At 67.4% G+C, this 26,691-nt stretch carries 35 protein-coding genes; 16 read left to right on the plus strand and 19 right to left on the minus strand.

All coding sequences use genetic code 11. The features are described 5' to 3' along the window. Positions 1-75 precede the first annotated feature (75 nt). The 4 genes from MC375_RS10080 to MC375_RS10095 all read left to right on the plus strand — a co-directional run bounded on the left by MC375_RS10080 (position 76) and on the right by MC375_RS10095 (position 3,443). A complete protein-coding gene (locus MC375_RS10080; protein ID WP_242103256.1) occupies positions 76-717 on the plus strand; it encodes a response regulator transcription factor in 642 nt (213 codons plus the stop codon). A gap of 371 nt (positions 718-1,088) precedes the next feature. After that, the gene (locus MC375_RS10085) at positions 1,089-2,315 is read left to right on the plus strand and encodes a polyketide cyclase (RefSeq protein WP_242103257.1); all 1,227 of its coding nucleotides are present in this window, start codon (positions 1,089-1,091) and stop codon (positions 2,313-2,315) included. An 82-nt stretch (positions 2,316-2,397) separates the two neighbouring features. Continuing rightward, positions 2,398-2,763, plus strand: a complete 366-nt coding sequence (locus MC375_RS10090; RefSeq protein ID WP_242103258.1) for a DUF423 domain-containing protein — start codon at positions 2,398-2,400, stop codon at positions 2,761-2,763. 5 nt (positions 2,764-2,768) lie between these two features. After that, positions 2,769-3,443 (plus strand): DNA-3-methyladenine glycosylase 2 family protein, encoded by a 675-nt coding sequence (locus tag MC375_RS10095; RefSeq protein WP_242103259.1) that lies wholly within the window; start codon positions 2,769-2,771, stop codon positions 3,441-3,443. 55 nt (positions 3,444-3,498) lie between these two features. Here MC375_RS10095 and MC375_RS10100 read toward each other — a convergent pair whose 3' ends face one another. From MC375_RS10100 to MC375_RS10140, 9 genes are all read right to left on the minus strand, one after another. Next, positions 3,499-4,977, minus strand: a complete 1,479-nt coding sequence (locus tag MC375_RS10100) for an FAD-binding oxidoreductase (RefSeq protein WP_242103260.1) — start codon at positions 4,975-4,977, stop codon at positions 3,499-3,501. 3 nt (positions 4,978-4,980) lie between these two features. Further along, positions 4,981-5,778, minus strand: coding sequence for a M15 family metallopeptidase (locus MC375_RS10105; protein WP_242103262.1), 798 nt, complete (start codon positions 5,776-5,778; stop codon positions 4,981-4,983). A 25-nt stretch (positions 5,779-5,803) separates the two neighbouring features. Beyond that, positions 5,804-5,995 (minus strand): hypothetical protein, encoded by a 192-nt coding sequence (locus MC375_RS10110; protein ID WP_242103263.1) that lies wholly within the window; start codon positions 5,993-5,995, stop codon positions 5,804-5,806. Positions 5,996-6,042: 47 nt separating this feature from the next. Next, the gene (locus MC375_RS10115; RefSeq protein ID WP_242103265.1) at positions 6,043-6,591 is read right to left on the minus strand and encodes a hypothetical protein; all 549 of its coding nucleotides are present in this window, start codon (positions 6,589-6,591) and stop codon (positions 6,043-6,045) included. A 3-nt stretch (positions 6,592-6,594) separates the two neighbouring features. Then, a complete protein-coding gene (locus MC375_RS10120) occupies positions 6,595-7,926 on the minus strand; it encodes an alpha/beta fold hydrolase (RefSeq protein ID WP_242103266.1) in 1,332 nt (443 codons plus the stop codon). Between the two features lie 2 nt (positions 7,927-7,928). Beyond that, a complete protein-coding gene (locus tag MC375_RS10125) occupies positions 7,929-8,111 on the minus strand; it encodes a DUF4177 domain-containing protein (protein WP_242103268.1) in 183 nt (60 codons plus the stop codon). Further along, a complete protein-coding gene (locus MC375_RS10130) occupies positions 8,108-8,293 on the minus strand; it encodes an Arc family DNA binding domain-containing protein (protein WP_242103270.1) in 186 nt (61 codons plus the stop codon). The genes MC375_RS10125 and MC375_RS10130 overlap by 4 nt, the downstream gene beginning before the upstream one ends. Positions 8,294-8,396: 103 nt before the next feature. Continuing rightward, positions 8,397-9,278, minus strand: a complete 882-nt coding sequence (locus MC375_RS10135) for an SPFH domain-containing protein (protein WP_242103271.1) — start codon at positions 9,276-9,278, stop codon at positions 8,397-8,399. A 99-nt stretch (positions 9,279-9,377) separates the two neighbouring features. After that, positions 9,378-10,277 carry a hypothetical protein gene (locus MC375_RS10140; protein WP_242103273.1) on the minus strand — a complete coding sequence of 300 codons (900 nt, stop codon included), beginning with the start codon at positions 10,275-10,277 and terminating at the stop codon, positions 9,378-9,380. Positions 10,278-10,390: 113 nt separating this feature from the next. On the opposite strand from MC375_RS10140, the gene MC375_RS10145 reads away from it, so the two are divergent. From MC375_RS10145 to MC375_RS10165, 5 genes are all read left to right on the plus strand, one after another. Next, a complete protein-coding gene (locus MC375_RS10145; RefSeq protein WP_242103274.1) occupies positions 10,391-10,792 on the plus strand; it encodes a hypothetical protein in 402 nt (133 codons plus the stop codon). A gap of 112 nt (positions 10,793-10,904) precedes the next feature. After that, positions 10,905-11,294 carry a hypothetical protein gene (locus MC375_RS10150; RefSeq protein ID WP_242103276.1) on the plus strand — a complete coding sequence of 130 codons (390 nt, stop codon included), beginning with the start codon at positions 10,905-10,907 and terminating at the stop codon, positions 11,292-11,294. Positions 11,295-11,362: 68 nt separating this feature from the next. Beyond that, the gene (locus MC375_RS10155; RefSeq protein ID WP_242103278.1) at positions 11,363-11,752 is read left to right on the plus strand and encodes a VOC family protein; all 390 of its coding nucleotides are present in this window, start codon (positions 11,363-11,365) and stop codon (positions 11,750-11,752) included. Positions 11,753-11,949: 197 nt separating this feature from the next. After that, a complete protein-coding gene (locus MC375_RS10160) occupies positions 11,950-12,363 on the plus strand; it encodes a hypothetical protein (protein ID WP_242103279.1) in 414 nt (137 codons plus the stop codon). 112 nt (positions 12,364-12,475) lie between these two features. Next, a complete protein-coding gene (locus tag MC375_RS10165) occupies positions 12,476-12,925 on the plus strand; it encodes an AAC(3)-I family aminoglycoside N-acetyltransferase (RefSeq protein WP_343223571.1) in 450 nt (149 codons plus the stop codon). A 31-nt stretch (positions 12,926-12,956) separates the two neighbouring features. Here MC375_RS10165 and MC375_RS10170 read toward each other — a convergent pair whose 3' ends face one another. Both MC375_RS10170 and MC375_RS10175 read right to left on the minus strand, forming a co-directional pair. Continuing rightward, positions 12,957-13,676, minus strand: coding sequence for an arginyltransferase (locus tag MC375_RS10170; RefSeq protein ID WP_242103280.1), 720 nt, complete (start codon positions 13,674-13,676; stop codon positions 12,957-12,959). Between the two features lies 1 nt (position 13,677). Further along, positions 13,678-14,250: a hypothetical protein gene (locus MC375_RS10175; protein ID WP_242103281.1), complete on the minus strand. Its 573-nt coding sequence runs from the start codon at positions 14,248-14,250 to the stop codon at positions 13,678-13,680. A gap of 140 nt (positions 14,251-14,390) precedes the next feature. On the opposite strand from MC375_RS10175, the gene MC375_RS10180 reads away from it, so the two are divergent. Continuing rightward, positions 14,391-15,080: a calcium-binding protein gene (locus tag MC375_RS10180; RefSeq protein WP_242103282.1), complete on the plus strand. Its 690-nt coding sequence runs from the start codon at positions 14,391-14,393 to the stop codon at positions 15,078-15,080. Positions 15,081-15,239: 159 nt separating this feature from the next. Here MC375_RS10180 and MC375_RS10185 read toward each other — a convergent pair whose 3' ends face one another. Genes MC375_RS10185 through MC375_RS10195 form a run of 3 tightly spaced genes read right to left on the minus strand, consistent with a single transcriptional unit; the run spans position 15,240 to position 17,582 of the window. Beyond that, complete coding sequence (locus MC375_RS10185; protein ID WP_242103283.1) at positions 15,240-16,058, minus strand: hypothetical protein; 819 nt, start codon at positions 16,056-16,058, stop codon at positions 15,240-15,242. Continuing rightward, positions 16,058-16,972 carry an acyl-CoA thioesterase II gene (locus tag MC375_RS10190; RefSeq protein ID WP_242103284.1) on the minus strand — a complete coding sequence of 305 codons (915 nt, stop codon included), beginning with the start codon at positions 16,970-16,972 and terminating at the stop codon, positions 16,058-16,060. Before MC375_RS10190 ends, MC375_RS10185 begins: the two co-directional genes overlap by 1 nt. Positions 16,973-17,015: 43 nt before the next feature. Further along, the gene (locus tag MC375_RS10195; RefSeq protein ID WP_242103286.1) at positions 17,016-17,582 is read right to left on the minus strand and encodes an N-acetylmuramoyl-L-alanine amidase; all 567 of its coding nucleotides are present in this window, start codon (positions 17,580-17,582) and stop codon (positions 17,016-17,018) included. A 22-nt stretch (positions 17,583-17,604) separates the two neighbouring features. Between MC375_RS10195 and MC375_RS10200 the strand changes: the two genes are divergently transcribed. The 5 genes from MC375_RS10200 (at position 17,605) to MC375_RS10220 (ending at position 22,548) form a co-directional block, all read left to right on the plus strand. Further along, the gene (locus MC375_RS10200) at positions 17,605-18,120 is read left to right on the plus strand and encodes an MOSC domain-containing protein (protein ID WP_242103288.1); all 516 of its coding nucleotides are present in this window, start codon (positions 17,605-17,607) and stop codon (positions 18,118-18,120) included. Next, entirely contained in the window at positions 18,117-18,647 is a 531-nt protein-coding gene (locus tag MC375_RS10205) for a hypothetical protein (RefSeq protein WP_242103289.1), read from the plus strand. Before MC375_RS10200 ends, MC375_RS10205 begins: the two co-directional genes overlap by 4 nt. An 88-nt stretch (positions 18,648-18,735) precedes the next feature. Next, complete coding sequence (gene rlmKL / locus MC375_RS10210; protein WP_242103292.1) at positions 18,736-20,895, plus strand: bifunctional 23S rRNA (guanine(2069)-N(7))-methyltransferase RlmK/23S rRNA (guanine(2445)-N(2))-methyltransferase RlmL; 2,160 nt, start codon at positions 18,736-18,738, stop codon at positions 20,893-20,895. Between the two features lie 76 nt (positions 20,896-20,971). Then, a complete protein-coding gene (locus MC375_RS10215) occupies positions 20,972-21,592 on the plus strand; it encodes a methyltransferase domain-containing protein (RefSeq protein WP_242103294.1) in 621 nt (206 codons plus the stop codon). A 62-nt stretch (positions 21,593-21,654) separates the two neighbouring features. Further along, the gene (locus tag MC375_RS10220) at positions 21,655-22,548 is read left to right on the plus strand and encodes a pirin family protein (protein WP_242103295.1); all 894 of its coding nucleotides are present in this window, start codon (positions 21,655-21,657) and stop codon (positions 22,546-22,548) included. A gap of 68 nt (positions 22,549-22,616) precedes the next feature. Here MC375_RS10220 and aqpZ read toward each other — a convergent pair whose 3' ends face one another. The 4 genes from aqpZ to MC375_RS10240 all read right to left on the minus strand — a co-directional run bounded on the left by aqpZ (position 22,617) and on the right by MC375_RS10240 (position 25,373). Then, positions 22,617-23,333: an aquaporin Z gene (gene aqpZ / locus MC375_RS10225; RefSeq protein WP_242103296.1), complete on the minus strand. Its 717-nt coding sequence runs from the start codon at positions 23,331-23,333 to the stop codon at positions 22,617-22,619. A gap of 102 nt (positions 23,334-23,435) precedes the next feature. Continuing rightward, positions 23,436-23,879, minus strand: a complete 444-nt coding sequence (locus tag MC375_RS10230) for a hypothetical protein (RefSeq protein WP_242103297.1) — start codon at positions 23,877-23,879, stop codon at positions 23,436-23,438. A 75-nt stretch (positions 23,880-23,954) separates the two neighbouring features. Continuing rightward, complete coding sequence (locus tag MC375_RS10235) at positions 23,955-24,818, minus strand: pirin family protein (protein ID WP_242103298.1); 864 nt, start codon at positions 24,816-24,818, stop codon at positions 23,955-23,957. Positions 24,819-24,971: 153 nt separating this feature from the next. After that, positions 24,972-25,373: a hypothetical protein gene (locus tag MC375_RS10240; protein WP_242103299.1), complete on the minus strand. Its 402-nt coding sequence runs from the start codon at positions 25,371-25,373 to the stop codon at positions 24,972-24,974. Between the two features lie 135 nt (positions 25,374-25,508). On the opposite strand from MC375_RS10240, the gene MC375_RS10245 reads away from it, so the two are divergent. Then, complete coding sequence (locus MC375_RS10245; RefSeq protein ID WP_242103300.1) at positions 25,509-26,018, plus strand: XVIPCD domain-containing protein; 510 nt, start codon at positions 25,509-25,511, stop codon at positions 26,016-26,018. A 2-nt stretch (positions 26,019-26,020) separates the two neighbouring features. Here the strand turns inward: MC375_RS10245 and nfi are convergent, their stop codons facing one another. Further along, the gene (gene nfi, locus MC375_RS10250) at positions 26,021-26,689 is read right to left on the minus strand and encodes a deoxyribonuclease V (RefSeq protein ID WP_242103301.1); all 669 of its coding nucleotides are present in this window, start codon (positions 26,687-26,689) and stop codon (positions 26,021-26,023) included. Positions 26,690-26,691: the final 2 nt, after the last annotated feature.

Below are 26,691 nucleotides of genomic sequence, written 5' to 3' on the forward strand. Positions count from 1 at the left end.
ATTCCCCATTCCCGTTCCGGTCGTGAATCCCCGGGCCGCGACACCCATTCCCGAATCCAACCCCTCGGAGGCGACATGATCCGCGTAGCCCTGGTCGACGACCAGACCCTGGTGCGGCAGGGCGTACGCTCGCTGCTGGCCCTGGCCGAAAACATCGAAGTGGTAGGCGAGGCCTCCGATGGCCGCCAGGCAGTCGAGCTGATCCCGCAGATCAAGCCGGATGTGGTGCTCATGGACATGCGCATGCCGGCGATGTCCGGGCTGGAGGCCCTGCAGGCGCTGGCCCGGATCAACCAGCTGCCACCGACCATCATCCTGACCACTTTCGACGACGACCAACTGGTCCTGGCCGGCCTCAAGGCCGGTGCCAAGGGTTACCTGCTCAAGGATGTGTCCCTGGACCAGCTGGTCGGTGCGATCCAGACCGTGGCCGCGGGCGGGTCGCTGGTGCAGCCGGCCGTGACCCAGCGCCTGCTCTCGGGCCTGGAGCACATGCGCAACGACTTCGTCAGCCTGGACCGACCCGATCCGCTCACCGATCGCGAAACCGAGATCCTGCGGCTCATGGCCGGCGGCTTCTCCAACAAGGAGATCGCCAATTCGCTGGGTGTGGCCGAGGGCACGATCAAGAACCATGTTTCGAACATCCTGTCGAAGCTGGGTGTGAGGGATCGGACCCGGGCGGTGTTGAAGGCGTTCGAATTGCAGCTGGTGTAGGCGAAATCCGCGGAAACTACCCGCGATCCGGGCTCCTCCCGCGCTGCGGCGCGTTGTGCGTGTCTTGCGTGCGGAGTGGGTCGCGGCGCGGCGTTCGGCTGCAGGGGTCTAGGGCGAATAGCCGGTAGAAAACGCCCACAATCCGGGATTCCTCCCGCGCCTGCGGCGCCATGTTTGCGGACGCTTAACGTTTGCGACGCTGCGCGGTGGTCATGGCGTCGAGTCCCTGGCGCGCTGACTGCAGCAGCTCCTGAACGAGCGTCAGGGGCCATTCCGGTGCCCCGATGCTCGCCCTCCCGCCCGTCAAATTGTTAGGATGGCCGGTCTGCGCCCCGGCCCGGCCGGTTATGAGAGTTCCCGGAGAACGTTGAATGACTCGTTTGATCGAGATCCTGATTTCCCTGGCGATCGTCGCCGCACTGTTCCTGCTGGTGAGCCTGGTGCTGCCTTCGCAGCGCAATCTGCGCGAGACCGTCGAGACGAACCGCAAGATGACGATCGTCTACGACACCCTGAACAGCCTGCGTCGCTTCGGCCAGTGGAACCCGCTGGCGCTGCGCGATCCCAAGATGCAGCTGAAGCTGTCGGGACCGGCTTCGGGCAAGGGCGCACGGATGGATTACTCGTCGACGATCCCGCAGGTCGGGAGCGGTAGCTGGGAAATCACCGAATCCGTTCCGAACCAGACGGTCAAGTACGCGGTGGAGAACGTCCAGCGCGGTCACAACAAGACGATGACCTTCAACCTCAAGCCGACCGGCCGCAGCGGGCGCAACGTCGAGATCAGCCAGTCCTACCATGTCGATTACGGCTGGGACATCCTTGGCCGTTATGCCGGTCTTTACGTCAGCCGCCACGTCGGCGACGACATGCAGATGGGCCTGCAGAGGCTGAGCAACATGCTCGCCTCGGTCCCGAACGTGGACTACAAGATGGCGGGCACGCGGCTGGAAAACCTGCGCCAGGTCGACCTGCCGGCCGAGGATCTGCTGGTGGTCTCCGCCGGCTCGGTGGAGCGCAACAATCTGACCATCCAGAATTCGATGAAGTCGAACATGGAATGGATCAACCGCACCATCGCCGCCAGCGGCCTGACCAAGGCGGGGCCGATGCGCATCATTTCCACCGAGCTAGGACGCGAGAACTACACCTTCGATGTCGTCCAGCCCGTCCGTCGCGGCGCAGGTCCGGCCAGCGAAAGCGCTGCGGACGAGGGCGAGGACGAGAAGGACGACACAGCGACTGCCGACGCGGGCGATGAGGCGGACCAGGACGGCGACACCGTCGGTCCGATCCCGGCCCTGCCGTCGGCGCCGATCCAGGCTGCCGGCGGCCCCGAGCTCACCGGCCTCAAGCTGCAGGGACCGGTGAAGTACGTGCGCCAGCCGGCGCGCAGGGCGGCCACCGCCACCTATGTCGGCTTCATGGCCGAGCTGGAGAACGTGCGCAATGCGGTGCGCGCCTGGGCTCTGACCCAGGGTTACGAGCCCACCGGCCGCCCGTACGAGGTCTACAAGAACGGCGTCGACAAGGCGTTCACTGCGGACGCGAACAACCAGCCGCAGGGTCAGTTCGACGTGTACTGGGACCTGAAGTAAGGTCTCCGCGACTTGAGCGCGCGCCGCGTCCCAGACGCGGCGCGCTGCGTTTTGGCCAACGGTTTTGGATCAAGCCACCAACATGAGTGCAAATGCGTCGGCCCGTCGCAATCGCGGGCTGGCTGCCATCGGTGCGTTGCTGGCTGCCGGCGCCGTGGCGCTGGCGGCCTACGCGGCGCACGGGGCAGAAGGGCTTGCGCAAGCGCGGCTGCAAACCGCCGCTGCATTCGCGTTCGGACATGGCCTGGCGCTGGCGGCGCTGGCCGGGCATGCCGAACGTCTGCTCGATCGCACCGCCTTGTACCTCCTGCTGGCCGGCAGCGTGCTGTTCTGCGGGGGCGTGGTGGCGGGCACCCTGTTCGGGACCGGCAGCGTCGTCGCTCCGCTGGGCGGCGGCCTGCTGATCGCCGGCTGGCTGTTGCATGCAGTCGGCGCAGTACGCGGCTGATTCCCATGCCACGTTACGCGCGCGGATTCGACACCGACGCCGCCTTCGCCCACCTGGCCAAGCGCGACCGCAAGCTCGGTACCTGGATGAAGCGGATCGGTCCGATCGAGGCGGACCCGCGCTGGCGCAAGCCGTTCGACCCGGTCGACGCTCTGGCGCGTGCCATCCTGTACCAGCAGCTCAGCGGCAAGGCAGCGGCGACCATCGTCGGCCGGGTGGAAACCGCCATCGGCAGCGATCGTCTGCATTTCGACACCCTCGGCCGCATCGATGACGCCGCGCTGCGCGCCTGCGGCGTCTCCGGCAACAAGACATTGGCTTTGCGCGACCTGGCGCTGCGCGAAGCGCGCGGCGAGATCCCCACGCTGCGACAGATGTCGACCATGGAACCGGACGCCATCGTCTCCGCGCTGGTGCCGATCCGCGGCATCGGCCGCTGGACGGTGGAGATGATGCTGATGTTCCGCCTCGGCCGCGCAGACATCCTGCCGGTCGATGACCTGGGCATCCGCAAGGGTGCGCAGCGCGTCGACCGACACGAGGCCATGCCGGCACCCAAGGCACTGATCGAACGCGGTGAGCGCTGGGGCCCGTACCGCACCTACGCCAGTCTGTACCTGTGGCGGATTGCTGATTTCGCGGAGCAGAAGAAGGCTGCGACCAAGCGCTCACAGGATTGACTCGTGCAGGCTCGGCCCTTCGCGCCTTGCTCCCGACGCCATCCGGCACGCGCGGCTAGGTGGAGAGGTACTTGTCCCACAGGCGGTTGCGAAACCGGTTCCGCGGATCGATCGCGTCCCTGATCCGTGCGAACGCGATGTGCTCTGGGTATGCGCGCCGGAACTGCATCGGCGTTGCGTGCAACCGGTACGGAAGATAATAGCGTCCGCCATGGTCGAGTGCCGCGGCCACTAAACGCTGTGTCCAGCGCTCTGTTTCCGCGTCGGCCCCGGCCCAACTACGCTGTTTGTGGTACACGACGAACGAAAACACGTCGGTCTCCGCCCAACGCAGCAGCGAACGCGTGTCCGCAGGCGAATGCCGGATCGAGACGTTCAGTATGTTCGCCTGGCTTGCGATCAGAATCCTGCGCATCTGCCTGGTAAAGGAGGCAAACGCTTCGACCGGAACGAAATACTCCTGCAGAAGATAGGTAGATACCAGCCTGGTACGCGGCTCCAAAGACCTCACATCCAGGCTCGCTTCGTGGTTGCGCCAGGTCACGGCCGGTTCGCGCATGAGCTTTTCGGTAAGGAAGCGGTCGCGCACGAGTTCAAGTCCCGGCAATTCGGTCGCAGACCAGATCAGGGTCTGTTCGCGCGAGTAGTCCAGATCGCGCGGAACCAAGCGACGCGTCTGCGTCAGCGGCGCATCAGTGCGCCTCCAGTCGATTGAGAGCGGCGCATCGAATTGCGGCGGCATCAAGTCGGCGTTGTGCAGCACCACTTCCGGGTCCGCCAGTACGCGCTCGAGGAAGAACGACGGATACTCGTCCAGGCTGATGCGGTCCGCTCTGCGCCCGATACGGTCATTCGGATCGAGATCGAGTTCGACCTCGGTCACCACGCCCAAGCCGCCATAGCCGCCGAGTACCGCTCCGAACAGATCGGCCTCGCGAAGGGTGGAGAGTTCGCGCACCTCGCCGCTGGCGGTTACCAACTGCAGTGCGCGCACCGTTCCGGCGATGGGTCCCTTGCCGACATAGCGCCCGTGGCAATTCACCGAAACCGACCCGCCAACCGTGAAGTTGCTATAGCTCTGCATTACCTTTACCGACAACCCGTGCGGGTCGATCGCATCCTGCAAGGCGCGCCATGACATCCCGGACTGCACGCGTACCACGCCGGCCTCGTGATCGAGCCACAGCAACCTTCGCATCGAGCGCATGTCGATGTGCAGGGAGTGCTCGCTGGCGATCTGCCCACCCATGCTGTAGCGGCCGCCGCCGATCGAGACGGTACCTCGGGTGCGCGTCAGGGCTACCTGGATCTCGGAGGTGCGCGTCGGCCGCAAAATACTATCCACGACGACGGGATTCAGGCCGCTCACGTCATCGACTAGCGCGCTGGCCGGCTCACGAACTCCACACCCGACTGCCATCCCCCCGAGCGCCAGGCCACCGCTGTACAGGAACTCGCGCCGACCTGGTTTCATGGCAGGAACAACGCGGCCGCTGCGCCAGGTTCCGCCGATGCCCGGCGGGTGCCACGACATACCTCAACCGGCATGCCAGCACCAGTGCCACGGCTCGTAGACGATGCCGTGCGGGTTGTCGCGCGGATAACTCATGGCGAAGCCGAAGCCGCCGGCGTGCTGCTGCAGCCAGGCGAACGCTGCAGTCTCTTCGAAGGATTCCTCGGCCGGCGGTTCGTCCGGCGTACCGATGTCCAGCGCCAGGCCGGAATGATGCTCGCTGTAGCCGGGTGCGGCGTTGACCGCGAGTATCTGCGGCACCGTCTGCCCGCGCGCCAGTTTGCGTTCGAAGATGCCCAACTGGTAGTCGTGGCTGCGATAGCCGGAGATCGCTTCCAGCACCACGCCGTCGCGCAGCGCGGCATCGCGCATGTGCTGCCACGCGCGCGCTGCCCGCACATGCAACCACAGCGGACGGCGGTAGCGGTCGAAGCCGGCGAACGCCAGCCAGTCGGGTTCGGGCACCAGCGGCAGGCCGCTGCGCACGCCATAACCGTCGTCGAGCCCGAGCGCATCGAGTCTGTCGTGCAGGCGATCCAGCGGCAGTGCAGCGACGTGATCCAGCCCAGGGCGGGCATGGCGCGGCGCATCGAGCAGATCCAGCGCCGTGTCGATGCCCGGTTCACGCATCAGATACGTGACCAGCGGCAGCAGACCACCGGCTTGCACCGCGGCCAGGTAGCGGCCGTCGCGCTTGCGCCGCAGGACCTGGCGCGACTGCGACAGTGCGCGCGCGTCGGAGTTGCTGCGCGCGCGCAGCAGCCATGCGGGCCAGATCTCGATCTCGGCGGTGTTGTGCAGAACGCGGGGCAGGGGACGCATGCGCACAGGTTAGCGCAGCGCTTCTTCAGCGCGAACGCCAGCCCCAGACCGCGAGTGCCCCGCACAGGATCGCCACCGCCGCCGAGGCGCCGACGGGCAGGTCGAAGCCGCCGATGCGCACCGGCAGGCCGTCGATCGCGCGCCATCCCTGCGCGAGTGCGACCAGGGCGAAGACGAGGGCGGAAACGGTCGCGTAATGGTTTCGCGTTGATTGCATGACGACCTCCATTCGGTCTTGGCCACGCCTGGCAGGAGGAACGGCGGTCAGTGTTGCGCGATGACGCGCAGTGCATCGAGCAGGACTTGCGGCTGTTCCGGGCTGAGCAGCAGCAGACGGCCGTCGCGGCGCGGCAACACCAGCACCCGTTGCCGGTCGGTCAGCAGGCAGATCGCACGGTTGCGGTTACGCAGCAGGTAATGACCGGCGTTGAAACCGGGCAAGGTGAAGCCGCCCAGTTGCAGCATCGGCTTCAACTCGGTGCGCTCGTCCAGGCTCAGCACCCGTGCCTTGTCCAGCTCCAGTTCGGCGACCGGGACCTTGCGAGCGAAGACGAGCGCCGCAGCGATCACCAGCCTGTCGCCTTCGATGCCGATGGAGCGGTGGGTCAGCGCCACGCCCAGTCCGACCGGCAGCAGCGCGGTGGCGAACGGCACCACCAGCCACCACGGCACCGGATTGGCTGCCGATTGCTGGTGCGTCCCTCCCAGGTACGCCACGAGCATCAGGCCCATCCACAACGCGACCAGGAGCAGCCAGGTCCAGTGTTGCAGCGGCGCGAGCTGGAATGCCCGTCTTTGCGCGGTCTGCTTCATCGTTCAGTGCGCCTCGATCCAGCCGGCGACATCGGCGATCAGCTGCGCATCGAGCTGGCCGGGCGTGCCGTATTCGGCCAGCGAGCCTTCACCTTCCCCGGCGATGCCAAGGTGGTTGAGCTTTTCGTACAGCTTGAATGCGACCTTCGGATCGTCGTGGAAGCCGGCGCGCCAGCGCTGCCAGTCGGCATCCACCACCTGGATGTCGCGTGCACCCTGCAGCACCAGCATCGGCAACTTCGCCTCGCGCGCCTCGACGACAGGATCCACCGCATCGGTACTGCGCCAGTAGCTCGCCGGCAGGCCCATCGGCAGCGCGTCGGCCGCGGCGTCGCCGTCCTTGCGCGCAGTCTGCACCTGCAGTTTGAGCCTTTCGATTGCCGCTCTCTCGGCGTCGCTGGTCTTGCCGTCGCCCAGCACCGCCATACGCACGTTCTGTTCGATGAGGATGTCGAGCAGCGGCCGCGCCGGCGCGGCGAACAGCACGAGCCCAGCGACATCGCCGGCCTTGAGAGCGATGCGCGGCGCAAGCATGCCACCCTGGCTGTGGCCGAACACGAAGACCCGCTTCGGGTCGACGCCCTCGGTGGCGCGCAACGCCGCGATCGCGGCGACGGCATCGTCCGTGGTTTCGTCGTCGATGGTGTAGGCCCGCTCCGCAAAATCCTGCGGACGCGCCTGGGTCCGCTTTTCGTAGCGCAGTACCGCGATCCCCTGCGCGGCCAGGCCGCGCGCGATGTCGAGAAATGGCCGGTTGGGTCCGATGGTCTCGTCGCGGTCGTGCGGGCCGGAACCGTGTACCAGCACCACCGTGGGCCAGCCCGCCGAGGGCGGCTCGCCCTTGGGTATGGCCAGCGTGCCGGGCAGGGCGCGATCGCCTGTGCCGATCCCGAAATCGCGCTCACTGAAACCGGCATCGTCGGCAGGTGGGGCCGGTGCGGGTGGCGGTGCCGGCTGGATCAGGAAACCGGAGATCCTGCCGTCGGCGGCGACAGCCACTTTCGCGACGAGTCCCGTCTTTTCGTATGGCAGCGGCACCGTGACCAGGCTCGCGCCGCCCTGCGTGTCCACCGTCGGGTCTCCGCGACCCTTGGCCGTTCCCGCGTGCGCAGGCAGTGATTCCCACACCGCCTTGAGCTTGGCGGCGGGCACCGCTTTCGCCATTTCGGCAGTGAACATGGATTCGGCCTGCGCGTACTCGCCCGCGTTCATGCGATCGAGCAGCCGTGTGGCAATTGCCGTAGGTGATGGCGCGTCCTGCGCCGGTACAGGCGGTGCGGTCAAGAAGGCTGCAGTCGCCAGCAGCGCCGCGAGCATTCCGATGCCCGGGTTCATCGTCACAACTCCTTCTTGAAGATCAGTTTGGCGGGCTGCAGGCTGTGGCCGCTATGCAACACCTGCACCAGCTCCCAGCCGGATGCGCCTTGCCTGGTGAGTTCCGCCTGGATCGCCTCGGCATTCACGCGACCGGAAAAGCTGGGCTTGATCTCGACCACCTGGTAAGTCCAACGCTTGCTCATTTGCTTTCCTCTCCCTCGTTGCCGTGCCTGGATTTCGGCAGCCGGCCCGCCTTGCGCAGCGCATCGCGCAACACATACTCGATCTGCGCGTTGAGGCTACGCAGCTCGTCGTCGGCCCAGCGCTGCGCCGCTGCCAGCACCTCGGCATTGATCCGCAGCGGATAGGCCTTCTTCTCGCTCATGCGGCTGGCGGCCTGCGCAGGAGCGGCATCAGCCGCGAGTTCCTGATCTTCATGGCCTCGGGGAAAAGCCCGCGACTCACGTCGCTCCTGCACAGGGTCGTCATCAGTAAATCGTGCCGGCGTTGACGATCGGCTGGGTGGCGCGCTCGCCGCACAGCACCACCAGCAGGTTGCTGACCATCTGCGCCTTGCGCTCCTCGTCCAGCTGCACCACGCCGTTCTTCTGCAGCTCGGCCAGGGCCATTTCGACCATGCCCACGGCGCCGGCGACGATCCGGGTCCGCGCGGCGATGATCGCGTTGGCCTGCTGGCGCTGGAGCATGGCCTGGGCGATTTCGGGCGCGTAAGCCAGATGGCTGATGCGCGCATCGAGGACCTGCACGCCGGCATCGGCCAGGCGTTCGGCCAGTTCGTCCTTGAGGTGCTGGGACACCTCGGCGGCGTGGCTGCGCAGCGCGATCTGACCGTCCTCGTGCTGGTCGTAGGGATAGCTGGTGGCCATCGTGCGCACCGCCGATTCGGTCTGGATGTGGACGAAGCTTTCGTAGTCGTCGACGTTGTAGACCGCCTCCGACGCGTCGACGACCTGCCAGACGATCACCGCGGCGATCTCGATCGGCGAACCATCCAGCTCATTGACCTTGAGTTTGCCGCTCTCGAAGTTGCGCACGCGCATGGAGACCTTGCGCTTGGCATAGAAGGGGTTGTTCCAGCGCAGGCCGTTGTCCTTGACCGTGCCGACGTACTTGCCGAACAGGCTCAGGACTGCGGCCTGGTTGGGCTCGACCTTGTACAGGCCGATCAGGCTGAGAAACGCGAGCGCGCCCAGTAACACGCCACCCACCAGCCTGGTGGCCGAAGGGGTGCCGGTCTGGGGGTCCAGATGGGTGCCGCTCACGAACAGCCAGGCGGCGAACACCGCGACGACCAGCACGGCCAGCAGGAAGGGGATGCCGGGCAGAGAGCGAAGGGGCAGTTCTTTCATGGCGACGATCTCGGAGGTCCCCACCTCGGAGCGGGTGGGCGATATATTGATATCAAATTGATATCAAAATTCCAGAAGCATCCGACAAACGGTCGTTCCCTAGGGCACCAGGTAGAACAGCGGTGCGGGGCTGAATTCACCGGTGGCGAACAAGCCCCGCCCTCCGGCGGACCAGGCCACGGCCTCGGCCTGGGGAATCCACGGTAGGGCGCGCAACTCGGGCCGCCGCCTGGTCGCCTTCGTCCAGGATTCGCTCGTGCCGTGGCGCCGGTACAGCACCAGGTCGCCGTAGGTCATGACCGCCAGCGTGCGGGCGTCCGGCGACAGGTCGGCCGAGGTCACCTGGCCGTGCAGCCGTGCATGCACCCGGTTGCCCCGGCGCTCGTGCTGCCCGGCCTGCGGAATGCCTGCCAGGGTGCCCAGTCTCCGCGCCGTTTGCGGCCGGGTGGCCGGTCGCAGCGGCAAGGCAAACAGTTCGGGCGGACGGCGCTTCTTCGAAACCAGCAGGACCTGGCCCGCGGCCGCATCCACCGCCACGGCCTCGCAGTCGCGGGCGCCATCGGGCCAGCGGAACGCGATCGACCACACTGGCTTCAGCGAACCGTCTTCCAGGGTCGCTGGCTCCTCCACCACGTGCAACTGCAGCGTGCGGCGCAGGCCGCCGTTGTCGCCGGTGTCGGCGATCAGCAGGTAGTGGCGGCCGTCGAGTTCGAACGCGGCCAGGTCTTCCCAGTCGGTATTGGCCACACCGTCGATCACGAAGCGCGCCTGTTCGCGACCGCGCCTCGACACGGCGTACAGCGCCGCGTCATTGCCGCCGTCGTTGACCAGCCACAGCACGTCCTCATGCACGCGCGAAGCGGCCATGCCGCTGATCTCACGGAGGCGCTCGTCGAGCACCAGCCCGGCCAGCCGCGCGAACGGCTCTTTCTGCGGTGCGCACGCCAGCAGGCACGCGGACAGCGCGAGGGCAATCAAGAGCTGCGGACGGCGGTGCATGCCCGAAGCATCGCAGATTCGTGACGGTCCGGTGAACGGCCGCGTCTCACGCCGTGGCTCCCAGGTCTGCGATCATGCAGTCAGCCAGAACGGCTCAGACATCGACGGCAGGCATGGACGGAAACAACGGCTACGCGGTCTTCTTCTTCCCGCAGGCGCTCGAGGCGTTGGGCGATGCGATCAAACCCTACCTGCAGGATGGCCCCGCAGGACAGCACGTGATCTGCACCGGCATCGACACCGGCGGCGCGCTCATCGAGCTGACCCTCAACGGCAAGACCACCGACGGCAGGCAGGTGGAGATGGAACTCATGGTGCCCAGCGGCATGGTGCGCATGATCGTCTCAGCCCGCAGCGATGAACTGTTCGGCTTCGGCCCGCACGCGCTGAAGAGCGTTGTGCAGCAGCTGGTGCCCATCGCCGATGAAGGCGACGCGGCAAAAGTCGAATCGGATCAGCCGACGCAACAGAACCCCCAAGACGATGCCCAAGCTCCCAAACCGGGCGTTGCGTGACGCGTCCGGCAAGGCATGATCGGGGCATCGCCGCCGGAATTCGGCATCCGATGAAGCCAGGTTCCCGGCGCGAATCGAATCCAGCCCAGACGCCTACCGTGAAATGCCGTTGATGGAGCCGAAGCCGGCCAATTTCCTGATCCCGTTACTGCTGTGCGCGCTTGTCGTCGGGACAACGTATTCGGCGGACGTGCGCCCCGTACTGGTCAGGGCATTTGGTGAATATCCGTTCGGCTTGCCGGTCACTCACGTGGTGGCCATTGGTCAATGCTTCGTGCTGCTGCCTTTCGCCTATTCGATCTATCACTTCGTGCACATCGCGCATCGGGCAGCGGCGGAAGGCCGGAGCCTGGGGACGTTTGGTCTGCTGTCGTATGCGGTGAGTGTTGGAAAGCGTCATCCTGAACTGCGTAGATCGCAGGTGATTTCCCTGCTCGGGTTGATCTACTTTGCGGCGGTGTGCGCCGCCTGGATCATCTATGCTGACATGCGGGGCATCTAGGCGGCGCCCGGGGCGCGCAACGAGCCGGATCGCTCGCCGCACGGATCTGTCGCTGTGCAGAGGACACCATGACCGCACATCTGGACCATCTCATCATTCCCGCCCGCGACCGCAATGCGTCGGCCAGGCGAATCGCCGAGTTGTTCGGCGTGCCATGGGCGACCAGCGGGGTCGGGCCGTTCTCGCCGGTATATCTCAACGACGGCCTGACCCTCGACTTCGACGAGTGGGGCGAGAACGTGCCCAGGCAGCATTACTGCTTCCGGGTCGGCCAGGAGGAGTTCGAAGCCATCCTCGATCGCATCCGGACTGCGGGCATCGCCTACCGGAGCATGCCGCACGGGCCGATGGATCATCAGATCAATACCGCGCATGGCGGCAGCATCGTCTATTGGGAGGAGCCCGACGGCCACGTCTGGGAATTGCTGACCGTCAGCTACGCGCGCCAGCCGGGCTAACCACGGGATCGGCGTAGGACGGCAATCGGCGTGCGATCTGCATGCGCGGCCACGGACAGATGCCGTTCAATGATGTGTTGCTAGCGTGAGATCGCGCCGCGCGGCCGTGGCGCCGGTTCTGCTCCGACTGCAGGGTTCCCGGGCTCCTCATGCGCGCAAGCAAAGTTCTCCTTCTGTCGCTGGCGCTGGGGAGCGCCATGCCGGCCGCCCATGCCGCAGACAGCGGCACCGTGCTGGACACGAAGCTGCCTGAGAAGCCGCTGTTCGCCAGCCCCTACCGCAACGATCCGCCCGGCACCTGGTACGGCGACAAGTCATTGCCGACGGAAGAGGGCACCATCGCACAGCACTCGGCCTGCCCCACGGCGGTGGACGGCAGTGCGCGGCCGGTGACCGGCAGCATGACCACCGGGTTTGGTTGGTCCTCGCAAGGCACCAGTCGCTACAACGCCGCCACGGTGAACTACTGCAAGGAGCACGTGGACGAAGATGGCGACAGCAAGGTCTTCAACCTGCAGCTCAACGTCGACCGGTTCGACGGTCCGGGTGCGGCCGTGGGCCGGAGTACCCCAATGCCGCCAGGTGGACCGCGGCCGGCCCGCCACAGGTAGAGGCCTCACCAGACGCCGTGCGCAGGGCTTCGGATCACAGCGCGGACGTGCCGCCGGCGCCATCCGGTCGCAGTCGGAGGGGCAGGACGTGGATACGCCGAATAAAGCGGCCGTGGTGATCCGCCGCCTCGACGCGGACACGCTCGGGCCGACCGAGGGCATGCTCACCTTGTTCGGCGAGGCGTTCGGCGACATGCCAACCTACGCCGGATCTCGGCCGGACGCGGAGTACTTCCGACGCCTGCTGGGCAACGAATATGTCATCGCGCTGGTCGCGCTCGAGGACGATGAGGTGGTGGGCGCGCTGGTCGCCTATGAGTTACCGAAGTTCGAGCAGGCCCGCAGCGAGATCTACCTTTACGATCTGGCGGTGGACCAGGAGCACCGGCGCCAGGGCATCGCGACGGGGCTGATTCGCGAGCTGCAGCAGATCGCCGCCGCGCGCCGGGCCTGGGTGATCTTCGTGCAGGCCGACTACGGCGACCACCCGGCAGTGGCCTTGTATACGAAGCTGGGCATCCGCGAGGACGTCATGCACTTCGACATCGCGATCCCCGGATAGAAAGCTTCTGGTCGACCGGCGGGCCGGCGACCTACTCGAAGCGCAGTCGCCGCCATTGACGTCCGTCGAAGCCTTCGATCGGGCGGAAATGGCGCTTGTAGTCCATCTTGTCGTGGCCGGCGATCCAGTAGCCCAGGTAAAGATGGCGCCGCCCCTCGCGCCTTGCCCACGCGATCTGCTGCAGGATCGCGAACGTGCCCAGGCTGCGGGCGGAGGCGTCGGGATCGTAGAAGGTATAGACCGCAGACAGCGCGTCCTCCACCAGATCGGTGACCGCAACGCCCAGCAATTGATGGCTTGTGTGTTGACGAAGCTCCAGGAAGCGGCCATCGGACCAGCTGCCGATCAGGAACTGGTCGAACTCCATCGCGCCGTGATCGTCCATGCCGCCGCCCGCGTGGCGCGATTGCAGGTAGCGGCGATACAGCGCCACGTGTTCGTCGGAGCGTTGCGCCGGCACCACGCGCGCGTCGATGTCCGCATTGCGCGCTAGGCACCGGCGTTGGCTCCGGTTGGGTGCAAAGTCGGTGAGTGGGATGCGCACCGCCAGGCATGCGCGGCACCCACGGCAGTGCGGGCGGTAGACCAGATCGCCGGAGCGGCGGAAGCCCCATCCCAGCGCGACCGGATAATGCTGGGCCAGGCGTGGGTCACGCGGATCGATCACCAAGTCGCGCGCGATGCGGTCGAGGAAATACCCGCAGACGTGCTCGCCGGTGTGGAAGACGCGCAGTTCCTCGGCCTCGCGCATGTCAGTGTCCCTGCCAGCCGAGCAGGCGCCAGAACAGCAGGCCTGCCGCGCCACCTGCAACCGCGCCGGCAAACAGGTCGCGTTGCGCATGCCGCTCCAGCACCAGTCGCGACCATGCCAGCGCAGTAGCAAAGGCCAACCCCAGCCCCACGGCCCAGAGGCCGAGGCGCCATAACAGCACCGCGGCATAGGTCGCGAATGCAACATGCAGCGACAGCTTGCACCAGCGTGCCGACAGCACCGCCGCGAACACCAGCAACCCCGACAAGGCGATTGCCAGCGCCACGGGTGCAGCTGCGAAGCGCCATGCCAGCAGCGTGCCGAACGCGAGGGCGAACAGCAGGAAGCGGTTCAACGCACGGCGCTCGGCATGGGCGCTCGCATCGACGTGGAGCCAGCGGCCGCGACGCACCTGCCACCACGACCAGCCCATCACCAGCAGACCGAAGACGGCAAACCCGGCCAGCATCCGGCCGCCCCTGGCGTAGCCGGGCGCGGCCGCGAACCAGACTGCCACCGGCAACACCAGCACCGGATGCCCGAGTATCGAAAGCGTGCGTGCCAACCCGTCCATGGCACCAGCATAGCGCCGCGGATCGCGCCGGTTGCGACTGTCGCTTCACTGAACGGGCCACGCCCGGAGTCAACCCAGAACCGGCCCGGGCGTTGATCGCGGCATGGCGGCACGGTGCCGCCTCCCCAGGAGACCGGACCATGCATCGCAAGACCCTGATCGCGGCGGCACTGCTCGCCGCCGTCGCCACGACCGCGGCCATTGCCGCCCCGCAGGCAGCCGAGCACGCCCAGCATCGCGGGCACGCAAAGCTGGATGCCAACAATGACGGCGCGATCGACCGTGCCGAAGCGGCAAACCATCCCCGCTTCGCCGCAAAGTTCGATCAGCTGGACACGAACAAGGATGGCAAGCTCAGCGCAGCTGAACGTCCGCATTGGAAGCGTGGCCATCGCGGCGGCCGGGGCGGCGGCCATGAAGGCATTGCGCGCTTGGACAAGGATGCCGACGGACGCATCAGCCGCGCCGAGTTCGACGCGGGCAAGGCCGAACGCGCCGGGCGGATGGCCGCCATGAGCAAGGACGCTGGGGCGCACAAGCCGCTGCACCAGGCACCCGATTTCGCCGCACTGGATGCCAACCGCGATGGTTACCTGGTGCGCAGCGAAGTGAGCGACTACCACGAGCGCATGCGCCCGCAGCGCGACGCGGAATTCGCCAGGCGTTCGGCCGAACGCTTCGCCGCGGCCGACATCAACAAGGACGGCAAGCTGAGCAAGCTGGAAGTGGGCGAGAAGATGCCGCGACTGGAGAAGTCGTTCGCCTGGATGGACGAGAACCGGGATGGCTTCCTCAGCCAGCAGGAGCTGCAGCCCAAGCCGCATCACTGATTGGGGCAGGTATCGGCGGAAGACGGGGCCCGCGCAGCAATGCGCGGGTCTTTTTCATGAGCGACTTTGCAGGGGCGACGTGGGTCGCGGGCCCTTTCCAGAACAGCGGGGCCTCGGCGAAAGCTCGCGATTCACGTCGCTCCTACGAGGGTGGGAGCGCTACAACATCCGCAGGATGCGCCAGGTGTCGCCGGTGCGTTCCACTTCCAGCGTACGCGTTTCGGGCTGTTCTTCGTCACCTGTGTGATGGACCATGTCCAGCCGAACGGTCCCGACGCCGGAGCCATCGGTGCGGTATTGGTTGACGTCGAAGCGCAGGTCGGCGCGCGCCCGGTCGCAGGTCGACGACGGTTGCAGCGAACGATCCCCGCTCCCCAGCCGCGCGAGCAGTTCGGGCGGCGGATCCTTACCGTCGATGGCGATGCAGGCCAACGCCGGCGCCTGCGCCTCCAGTTCGATCCGCAGCAGGGTCTCGGCCAGCGCCGGAGGCGTGGCGATGACATAGCCGGGCTCGCCCGCCGATGAGGAGGACGCTGTCGCCGGTGCGGCTGTCGCGGGGACGGCCGGTGGCGCCTTGCGCAAAGCCAGGAACCCCAGCGCCACGGCCACCGCGATCACCACCAGCAGGGCGATCTTCAGCCGAAACGCGCGCTTGCGGCGCGGATCGCCGCCGGTGCCGGCCTCGCCGCCGTGCACGGTCGCAGCGAGGAAACTGTCGGATGGCGTGCGGGTTGATTCGAGCAGGCCGGCTTCGCGGAGCATCGTCCGGGCGCGCGGCTGGTCTTCCGACCGCACGATCCAGACCGCGGGTTGCGGGCCTTGGCGCTCGCGTTCATCGGCGCGATAGCTGAAGTTGCCGCGGATGGCGCCGCGATAGGAACGTCCGTGGGTGATGCGCACCTCGATGCCCGCGTCCTCGAGCATCTTGGCGACACCCTCGACGTTCTCGATCCGCGGGCTGGTGAAGACCTGACGCATCAGCTGTTCACCGCCGGCGGCGCACAGGTGGCATCCTGCACCACCCGGATCAATCCTTCCTGTGCGGTGCTGGCGACCAGACGCCCGGTCCGGTCGTAGATCATGCCGCGCGCCAGTCCGCGCGAGTTCTGCGCGCTGGGGCTGTCAATGGAATACAGCAGCCAGTCGTCGGCCCGGAACGGACGGTGGAACCAGAGCGCATGGTCGAGCGAGGCCATCTGCACATCCGGCTGGTAATAGCTGATGCCATGCGGATAGGTCGCGGTACCCAGCAGCTGGAAGTCGGACGCATAGGCGAGCAGGGCCCGGTGCAGTTCCGGCGGATCGCCGACCTTTTCCGCGAGCCGGAACCACACCTGCTGGAACGGCGGCCGCTTGGGCGGCTTGAGTTCATCGCGCGGATAGACATGGCGGAATTCGAACGGCCCGGTGCGGCTGAGCCAGCGCTGGACCTTGGTCGGCAGCTTGGCCAGCACTTCCTCGGGAACGGCGTGCGCGGGTTCGATGTCCTCCGGCTGCGGCAGCGCGGGCATCGACAACTGGTGTTCGGCGCCCGGCTCGAGCTCCTGGAACGATGCCGCGCAGAAGAAGATCACCTTGCCGTGCTGGATCGCGCTGACCCGGCGCACCGAGAAGCTGCCGCCATCGCGGGTGCGATCCACGTCGTAGACGATCGGGTGTTCGATGTCGCCCGCGCGCAGGAAATAGGCGTGCAGGGAATGCGCGTTGCGCAGCGGGACGCCGTTGTCGCGACTGCCTTCCAGCGTCGCCTGGGCCGCTGACAGCGCCTGCCCCAGCACCTGGCCGCCGAAGACGTACTTGGTGCCGATGTCGCGGCTCTGGCCACGGAACAGATTGTCCTCGAGTCGTTCTAGCGACAGCAGTTCGATCAGTTCGGAAACGGGGGAGGTCATGCGCTCAGATGCGGGAAACGGCCGCCAATTGTACGGCCCCCTGCTAGGGCAGCCGCTTCAGGGAACTCGCGGCCAGGACTCGCGGCCAGGGAAACAGCGGCCCTGGGTCGCGCTTGCGTCGTACCCTCAGCGAGGGATCGTCGTCGGCCGCCACCTCGGTGGTGTCCAGGTCCTCATGGCCGGCGATGTAGGCCAGATTCGGCAACGCGGCTTGCAACTGCTCCAGCAATGCGATGAGCGCGTCGACCTGACCGGGTTCATAATGCTCGGCCATCGCCTGGTGGCGGGAATCGAGCCAGTGCGGATAGCGGCCGGTATTCACCAGCTCGATCCCCAGCGAGCGTGGATTGTAGCCGCGGGTATGGTGCGCCACGCGGTCGATATCGACCCAGCGATGCGTGGCACCGTCGCGGTTGATGTAGAAATGGCCGCTGTTGCCGGTGCCGGACTCGGGATAAAGCACCCGCTCGCCGTACGCGCGCGCAGTGGCGAGGTCGGGCAATTCGGTGCAATGGATCACGACGAGGTCGATGTCGCCGGGATCGCGCGCAGCCAGCCGCGTCTGGTAGGGCAGGGCATCGACGTGGACGTCCAGGGAATGAAGCGGCATGGCCCGATGCTAGCATTCACCGATGGCACGGCTTTCCCCGGATTCGGAACTCGCACACCTGTTCGCGCAGCTGCCGCGCGCGGGGCGCGTGGACTGGATCGGTGTGCGGCCGGCGCGCGATGTTCCGATGCGCGAGCTCGAACGCGTCGAAGCCCACGACGGCGCCGGCCTGGCTGGCGATCGCTACACGCTGTCCAGAAGCGGCAGCGGCAAGCGCGGCATCACCCTGTTGCAGGCCGAACATCTGCCGGCGATCGCAGCGCTGTCGGGTCATGCGGCAATCCTGCCTGCGACCCTGCGGCGCAATCTGGTGGTCTCCGGGATTCCGTTGGTGGCGCTCAAGGACCGCCGCTTCCGCATCGGCGAAGTGCTGCTCGAAGGCACTGGCCCCTGCGATCCGTGTTCGCGCATGGAGGACGCGCTTGGCCAAGGTGGTTACAACGCGATGCGCGGGCATGGCGGCATTTGCGCGCGGATCCTGCGCGGCGGTGACATCCGCCTGGGCGACACAGTCATCGCGGTGGAAGAAGGCGCTTGAGCAAGGGCCATTGCATCCTGTCGCACGGCTTCGAGAGCGGACCCGATGCCACCAAGGTCACCGCGCTGGCCGAAGTGGCCGGGCAGCTCGGCTGGACCCACGAACGGCCCGACTACACCGATCTGGATGCCAGGCGCGAAGTGGGCGAACTCGGCGATGTTCCTGCGCGACTTCAGCGCCTGCTCGGACTTGCGCGCGAGGCCGCCGAACGCGGACCGCTGGTGCTGGCCGGTTCCAGCCTGGGTTCGTACATTTCCGCACGGGTCTCCTTGCAGGTACCGGTGCGCGGCCTGTTTCTGCTGGCGCCGCCGCTGACGATGGGGCCGCTGCCGGCGCTGGAGGCCGCCGCCGACGTGCCGATCAGCCTGTTGCATGGCTGGGACGACGAACTGATTCCCGCGCAGGACGTATTCGATTGGGCCAGGGCGCGGCGCGCGCGATTGCTGCTGGTTGCCGACAGCCATCGGCTGTCGGCGAACGTCGACACCTCGGCAGCGGCTTTTGCCGAACTGCTGCGGTCGCTGTAGGAGCGTCCATGGGTGCGACTGCGCTACGAGTGTCAGCCCGAGGAGTCTTCCGTCGCGCCGATCGCGCGCAACAGCAGGCCGTACAGAAGTGACCGCGCGCTTTTTCGTCAGCTGCGGCAAGGGCCTGGAATATCTGCTTGCGGATGAACTGCTCGCGCTCGGCTGCGCCAGGGCGACCGCGACGATCGCGGGGGTCAACGCCGAAGGTGGACTGGCTGACGCGCAACGCGCGGTGCTGTGGTCGCGGCTGGCCAGCAGGGTGCTGTGGCCGCTGGCCGAATTCGATTGCCCCGACGAACACGCCTTGTATGCCGGGGCATCGACGATCGCCTGGGAAGAACACCTCGACGCGGACCTGAGTCTGGCGGTCGACGCACACGTCTCCGGCACCGCCGTCACTCACGCACGCTACGCCGCGCAGCGGGTGAAGGATGCGGTGGTCGACCGCTTGCGCGAGCGGGATGGCCGGCGCCCTGATGTCGATGTCGAGTCGCCCGACGTGCTGATCGATCTGGTGCTGCGCAAGGGCAGGGCGGTGGTGTCGATCGACCTCTCGGGCGGCGCGATGCATCGCCGTGGCTGGCGCAGGGTGCAGGGCGAAGCGCCGCTCAAGGAAACGCTGGCCTGCGCGGTGCTGCTGCGGGGCGGCTGGCCGCAGGTGTACCGCAGCCGCGGCGTGCTGCTCGACCCGATGTGCGGCAGCGGCACCCTGCTGATCGAAGGCGCGCTGATGGCAGCGGACGTGGCACCCGGGTTGATGCGCTACTCCAGCACCGTGCCGACGCGCTGGAAGGGATTCGACCTGGACGGTTGGCAAGATCTCATAGGCGACGCGCGCGCGCGCGAGGCAGCAGGACGCGCCGCCTTGCGCGCATGTTTTGCCGGGCGCGATCTCGATCCGCATGCCATCCATGCCGCGCGCGAGAACGCGCAGGCGGCCGGCGTTGCGGCTTCGCTAGACCTCGGGGTCGGCGCCGTTGCCACGCTGTCGTTGCCGGTGGTGTCAGCCGCAAGCGAGGCACCGCTTCCGGGCCTGGTCGTTTGCAATCCGCCCTACGATGCGCGCCTGGCGGCCGATCCCGCGATCTATCGCAGCCTCGGCGATGCGCTGCGGCGCGAAGTTCCGGCGTGGCGGGCCAGCCTGCTGTGCGGGGACGCGGAACTCGCCTTCGCCACCGGTCTGCGGGCGAAGAAGACATACCAGCTGTTCAACGGCGCGATCGAATGCACCTTGATCGTGGTCGATCCCATCGCCCCGGCGGTGCGTCCGCGTCCGGAGCCGCGCACGCTGCCCGAGGGTGCGCAGATGGTGGCCAACCGGCTGCGCAAGAACGTGGCGAAGCTGAAGTCCTGGCGCGAACGTGAAGGCGTGACCTGCTGGCGCGCCTACGATGCCGACATTCCCGAATACGCTGCCGCGATTGATGTCTACACGGCCGAGCCGGATGCCGCCACCTGGCTGCACGTGCAGGAATACGTGGCGCCCTCGGAGATTCCGGTGGAGGTCGCGCGGCGCCGGCTCAACGAGCTCCTGCTGGCGGCGCGCGAGGTGTTCGACGTGCCCAAGGAGCGCGTAGCGCTCAAGACCCGCGAGCCGGGCAAGGGCGGATCGAAATACGGCCGCTTCGATCACCGCGGCCAGTTCCTCACGGTCCGCGAAGGCGCGGTCCGGCTGAAGGTCAACCTGTTCGACTACCTCGATACCGGCCTGTTCCTCGATCATCGCCCGCTGCGGCTGCGCATCGCCGAACAGGCACGCGGCATGCGCTTTCTCAACCTGTTCTGCTACACCGGCGCGGCCACGGTGCATGCCGCGGTCGGCGGCGCGGCCACCACCACCAGCGTCGATCTGTCCGCGACCTACCTGGAATGGCTGGCGGACAATCTGCGCGAGAACGATATCGGCGGGACCCGACACCGCATTGCGCAGGCCGATGCCATGGCCTGGCTCGAAGCCGATGGCGGGGAATACGACTTGGTCTTCTGCGATCCACCGACCTTCTCCAATTCCAAGCGCGCCGGCGATTTCGACGTCCAGCGCGATCATGTGCGCCTGCTGCAGGCGGGAGTTTCCAGGCTCGCGCGCGATGGCGTGCTGTATTTTTCCAACAACTTCCGCCGCTTCCGCCTGGACGAGGCGCAGGTGTCCGCGTTCGCGATCGTGGAAGACATCACGCCTGCGACCATTGGCCCGGATTTCGCGCGCCATGCGCGGATCCATCGCTGCTGGCGGCTGCGCGGGCGATAGGCGTCAAGGACGGCCGCGGTCGCCCGGTTCGAAGCGCTTCACCTTTCCTCCGCACGACGGGCGCATGATGGGGCCCATGTCGCGTCGATCTGCCCACAGCCTGCGCTTCTTCGGACAATGGCTGCGCAACCCCAGGCAGACCGCTGCGATCGCTCCCTCCAGCCCGGAACTGGCCGCGGCAGTGCTGGCCGAACTGCCGCAGGGTGCGCGCCGGATCATCGAGCTGGGCGGGGGCACCGGCGTCATCACCCACGCGCTGCTGGATGCTGGCATCGCCCCGGACGACCTGCTGATCATCGAGCTCAACGCTTCGTTGCACGCGCAGCTGCAGGCGAGGGTGCCCGGCGCGCGCGTGGTCCAGGGCGATGCCCTGCATACCGCGGAACTGGCGCTGGCCAGTGGCTACCTCGAACATGGCCCGGCCGACGCGATCGTCTCCGGGCTCGGTCTACTGACCATGAGCCGCGAGACCCAATCGGCGATCCTGCAATCGGCTTTCGCCTGCCTGGGCCCGGACGGGGTGATGGTGCAGTTCACCTACGGCCCCCTGTCGCCGGTCAACCAGAGTCTGCTGCTGGAACTCGGGTTCGCGGCCCGACGCGGGGAACTGGTGCTGCGCAACGTCCCGCCGGCCACGGTCTGGACCATTCGCCGCAACCGGGCCAAGGCGATCCGGCCACGCACCGTCCACCGTTAGCGCGCCGCGCGCAAAGCAGCGTTCCAGTACCGGGGCTGTGGCGTGGGCAAGCCCGCCTCGACATGCTGGCCAGTCCAACACAGGAGCCTGCCGTGAGCACCGCCACATCGATTCGCCAACCTGCACGCATCACCCGCAAGCTGCGCGGCACGCCGGCCTCCGACGGCGCCGGGGTCAAGCTCACCCGCGTGATCGGGGGCCCGCAGCTCGAGATGCTCGACCCGTTCCTGCTGCTGGACGAGTTCGGGACCGACCGCGCCGAGGATTACCTGGCCGGATTTCCGGACCATCCGCACCGCGGCTTCGAGACGGTCACCTACATGCTCGACGGGCGCATGCGGCACCGCGACAACCATGGCAACGAAGGTTTGCTGACATCGGGCAGCGTGCAATGGATGACCGCCGGTCGCGGCCTGGTGCACTCGGAAATGCCCGAGCAGCAGGAAGGGCGCATGCGCGGCTTCCAGCTGTGGGTGAACCTGCCCGCGAAGGACAAGATGGTCGAGCCGCGCTACCAGGAATTCGCGCCGGAGCAGATTCCGGTCGCGACACCTGCGCAAGGCGTGGAAGTAAAGGTCATCGCCGGAGCGGTCGGCGAGGTGAAGGGACCGATCGCGCAGCCCGCGACCGAGCCGACCTATCTCGACATCGTCCTGCAGCCGCAGGCCGCCTGGGAAACGGGCCTGGCCGAAGGCCACAACGCCTTCGCCTATGCCTACGAGGGCGGGTTGACGGTCGGCGAGGGCGAGGATGCGCGTCCGCTGGAGGCGCAGGAACTCGCAGTGCTGGGCGGCGGCGACGCACTCACGTTGCGCGCCGGCAGCGCCGGAGCGCGCCTGATCCTGATCGCCGGCCGGCCGACACGCGAGCCGGTCGCGCGCTACGGCCCGTTCGTGATGAACACCCGCGAGGAGGTCATGCAGGCCTTCGTGGATTACCAGGAAGGCCGCTTCTAGGCGCGCTTGCGCGTGGCAGCTGGAACACAGGCGCCGTCAACCGGCGCCTGTGTCGCTGCGACGCGGCTTCAGTCGCGTTCCGGCGCGAGCCAGCGGTACAGCGCGCCGCCAACCAGGCCGCCCACGATCGGCGCCACCCAGAACAGCCACAGCTGTGCCAGCGCGCCGCCGCCCGCGAACAGCGCCACACCGGTGGAGCGCGCCGGATTCACCGAGGTGTTGGTTACCGGAATGCTGATCAGGTGGATCAGGGTAAGCGCCAGACCGATCGCGATCGGCGCGAAGCCTGCCGGTGCGCGGCGGTGGGTGGCACCCATGATGACCACCAGGAACATCGCGGTCAGCACCACCTCGCTGATCAATGCGGCGTGCATCGAGTAGCCGCCCGGAGATCGCGCATCGAACCCGTTGGTGGCGAAGACCCCGGCCGCGGCCGGATCGATCACGAAGCCCGCTGCGCCGCTGGCGATCTGGAACAGGACGAACCCGGCCAGCGCCGCTCCGAGCACCTGCGCGACCACGTAGGGCAGCAGATCCTTGAGCGGGAAGCGGCCGCCGGCCCACAGGCCGAAGCTGACCGCGGGATTGAAATGGCCCCCGGAAATATGACCGAACGCGTAGGCTCCGGTGAGTACCGTCAGGCCGAACGCCAGCGAGACGCCGAGCAGGCCGATGCCCAGCGGGTTGCCCTCGCCACCGAAATTCGCCGCCAGGACGGCGCTGCCGCAGCCGCCCAGCACCAGCCAGAACGTGCCGAGAAACTCGGCGACGAGTCGCTTGCTCATGTCCCTTCCCCAGGTTGCGGCCCGTCGTCGGGCCGCCGCGAATGCTCGGTCAGAGCGCCCGGGGAAGTGTTTGCATCCCGTTAAAGACCGCCGTGCCGGGACTCAGTTGCTGCTCAGCCGCGCGTCTTCGAAGCGCAGCGCCTGGGCTTGCTGCATGGCCTGCGCCTTCTGGGTTTCGTCCGCGGCGCGCAGGCTGATGTGGGCGACCTTCCCGCCATCCACCTCGACCAGCGTTTCGCGCGCGATCACGTCCTGCCCGGCGATTTCGCTACGGTACCAGTGGCCCTGGTGCCCGGCGATGCTCGTGGGCTCGGCGCGATTGCGGCGATTGGGCTCGAACGGGCTGCTGTCGGAGATCGTGACCGCAAACGCCTCGCTGCCATCGCCCCGGAGCGCCCGGCAGAACACGAAGCCCGGTCCATCGAGTTGCTCCCAGGTCAGGCCGGTGTCGGCCGGCAGGCTCGGGCAGCTCGCCGGCGATTGTGCGAAGGCCGCCCCCGGCGCCAAGACAAGGATGGCCAATGCCACCCGGTAAAGGTTGCTCATGAGTTGTCCCCCTGAACGGCATGCTGCCGTGCAACAGATCTTGCGACGCCAGGTCCGAAACTTCCGTGACCGGCTTCACCTTTCAGGCAATGGGATGCGTTCCTCGCTATCGCCGGGGATCAACCCGAAACGCCCTGTTTCCCAATCGGCCTTGGCCTGTTCGATGCGCTCGCGCGAACTCGAGACGAAGTTCCACCACAGGTGTCGCGGTGCATCCAGCGGCTCGCCGCCCAGCAGCATGGCCTTGAGCGGCGTCTTCGCCCGCAACCTCGCGGTGCTGCCGCGATCGAGCACGATCAGATGCTTCGCCGGCAGATCCGCGCCGTCGAGCTGGGCCTCGCCCTCCAGCACATAGAGCGCGCGCTCGACGGCGTCGTCCGGGATCTCCAGTTCCGCCCCGGCCTGCAGGTCGAGGGCGACGTTGTAGGTATCGGCGAAGACCCGCACCGGCGAGGCCATGCCGAAGCCTCGACCGGCGATCACGCGTACGCGCGCGCCGCGATGCTCGCGCTCGGGCAGGGTCGCGGCTGGGTGGTGGTGGAACGCCGGTTCGGCCTCCTCGTGCGCCTTTGGCAGCGCCACCCAGGTCTGCATGCCGTGCAAGGGCTGCTCATTGGCGCGTAGCGCTTGCGGTGTGCGTTCGGAATGGGCGATGCCGCGACCGGCGGTCATCCAGTTCACGTCGCCCGGGGAAATGTCCTGGGCGCTGCCCAGCGTGTCCCGATGGTGGATGGTCCCGGCCCAGAGAAAGGTCACCGTGGCCAGGCCGATATGCGGATGCGGGCGCACGTCGATGCCGCGTCCGGGTTCGAAGATCGCCGGACCCATATGGTCGACGAAGACGAAGGGTCCGACGCTGCGCGCCTGGATGCTGGGTACGGCACGACGAACCTGGAAGCCGCCCAGGTCGTGGACGCGTGGAGCGATGATCAGTGGCATGTCCGGTCCGTCAGGTGCGATAGACCGCAGGATGTCACGCATTGCCGGCGCCCGGGGCCGCACCGGCGCAACGCGCTTTTCCGCTCCTGCAGCGGACCGCCCCATGCGGGTGCGAGCCGCTGCCAGCCTGCTGCGATGCCGGGAACCGTCCCGCTATGGACCGGTTTCCACCCGCAGGTTCGCGGCCGGGTCGGGGCCGCGTTCGAGCGACTTCAGCACGAGTCGGCGTGCACCGATCGCATGCGACCGCGGCTCGAGCCCGGTGTGCAGTTCGAATCCCTGTGCCGCTTCGCCGGAGGGCGACCACTCGAAGGCCACGATCGCGTCGCCGGCCCAGACGCAATGCACGCCCGGCGGGCAGCGTGAATCGTTGACCACACGCAGGTAGCGCAGGCGGCTGCGGTCGGCCAGGGTGACGGCCTGGCCGACCTGCATGCGGAAATCCACTCCGTCGCTGATCGCGGTCTCGTTGCTGCCGGCGACGCTGGCGCAGGCGGCCAGCGACAGCGGCAGCAGGGCCGATAGCGTGATGCTGCTCGAAACGATATTCCGCATCGGTGCGCTCCTTGCCGGGTGCCGATATCTAAACGCATTCGCATGAACGCCGGGTGCATGCGGAGGCATGGGACGCAACGGATTCCCAACGCCGCATCGCCTATGCTCGCGGCGACCATCGGCAAGGAGCATGCGATGACTACCGGTATCGACCCAGCGATCGCCGCCGCGCGCGCGGCCGCCGAAGCCGCGAAGCCCGCGGAGGTCGCCACCATAGACCCGTTGCAGAAGGACCAGGACACGCTGCTGATCTCGGATCCGGCAAATCCGCACCATGCGTTCTACCAGCAGGCCCTGCAGGGGCTGGAATTGCTGGGTCCGCAGCGATTCAAGGATCGCCGCGAACTCGAGCGGGTCGCGCTGGTGATCGCGCTGCAGGCGGCGGCGGTCGGACTGGCGCGCATCGACCGTGTCGTCGCGAGCGACGATGGTGCCGGCTACTTCTTCGTCGACCGGCACGCGGTGGATCCGGCGATGCGCGGCTACGTCGCGCATGCCGAGGCGGTGCAGCCCCACGGCGACCGGGTCATCGAAGCCCAGCAACTGCAGGCGCAGCGGACGCAGGAACAACAACGCCAGGTCGAGCAGTCGCAGCGCGATGCGCAGGACGCGAGGCGCGGCGCGATCCCGACGCGCCAGTTGTGAGCTCAGTCGTCGCGCGCGTCGGGCTGGACTGCGAGCCGTATCGGTTCGGGCAGGCGGAAGCCGGTCACGAAGCGCATCACCAGTTCCGCAGTCGAGGCCATCGCCACGCGATGTCCCGGCGACACGACCAGCGGATCGGCCCCGACCTTGCTGCGTAGCAGCCAGCCGATCTGTTCGCGCCCCTGGCGCAGCGGCACGAAGGCGCCGCGCATTTCGTGCAGCTGCGTCGCGTTGGTGCCGGTCAGGACATGTCGGGCAACACCGATGCTGGGCAGGCCGGTGGCAACGCCCAGGTGCGCTGCGATGCCAAACCTGCACGGGTGGGCGATGCCGTTCCCCGGAACGAGCAGCAGGTCAGGTGCGCGCGACAGCTGCGAGAACGCCGCCAGCAGCATCGGAAGCACACGAAAACTCAGTAGGCCTGGAACGTAGGGCCACGTCGCGGCCATGCGCGCCACGCGCTGCTCGATCGGTTCCAATGTGTCCGCGTCCAGCACCACGACCGTTGCATGGCCGGTGGTGCCCTGGTCCTCGAAGCGGACATCGCAACCTGCGACGGTGCGCAGCGGTCTGACAAAACTGTCCCGCACCAGGACGCGCGACGCCAGTTCGGACTGGAGCGCACGCGCGGCGGCTACGTCGCCGTTCCAGGAACTGGATTGCCCGGTCATGT

It is taken from the genome of Lysobacter sp. M2-1, assembly GCF_022662495.1.
GTDB lineage: Bacteria > Pseudomonadota > Gammaproteobacteria > Xanthomonadales > Xanthomonadaceae > JAKPBU01.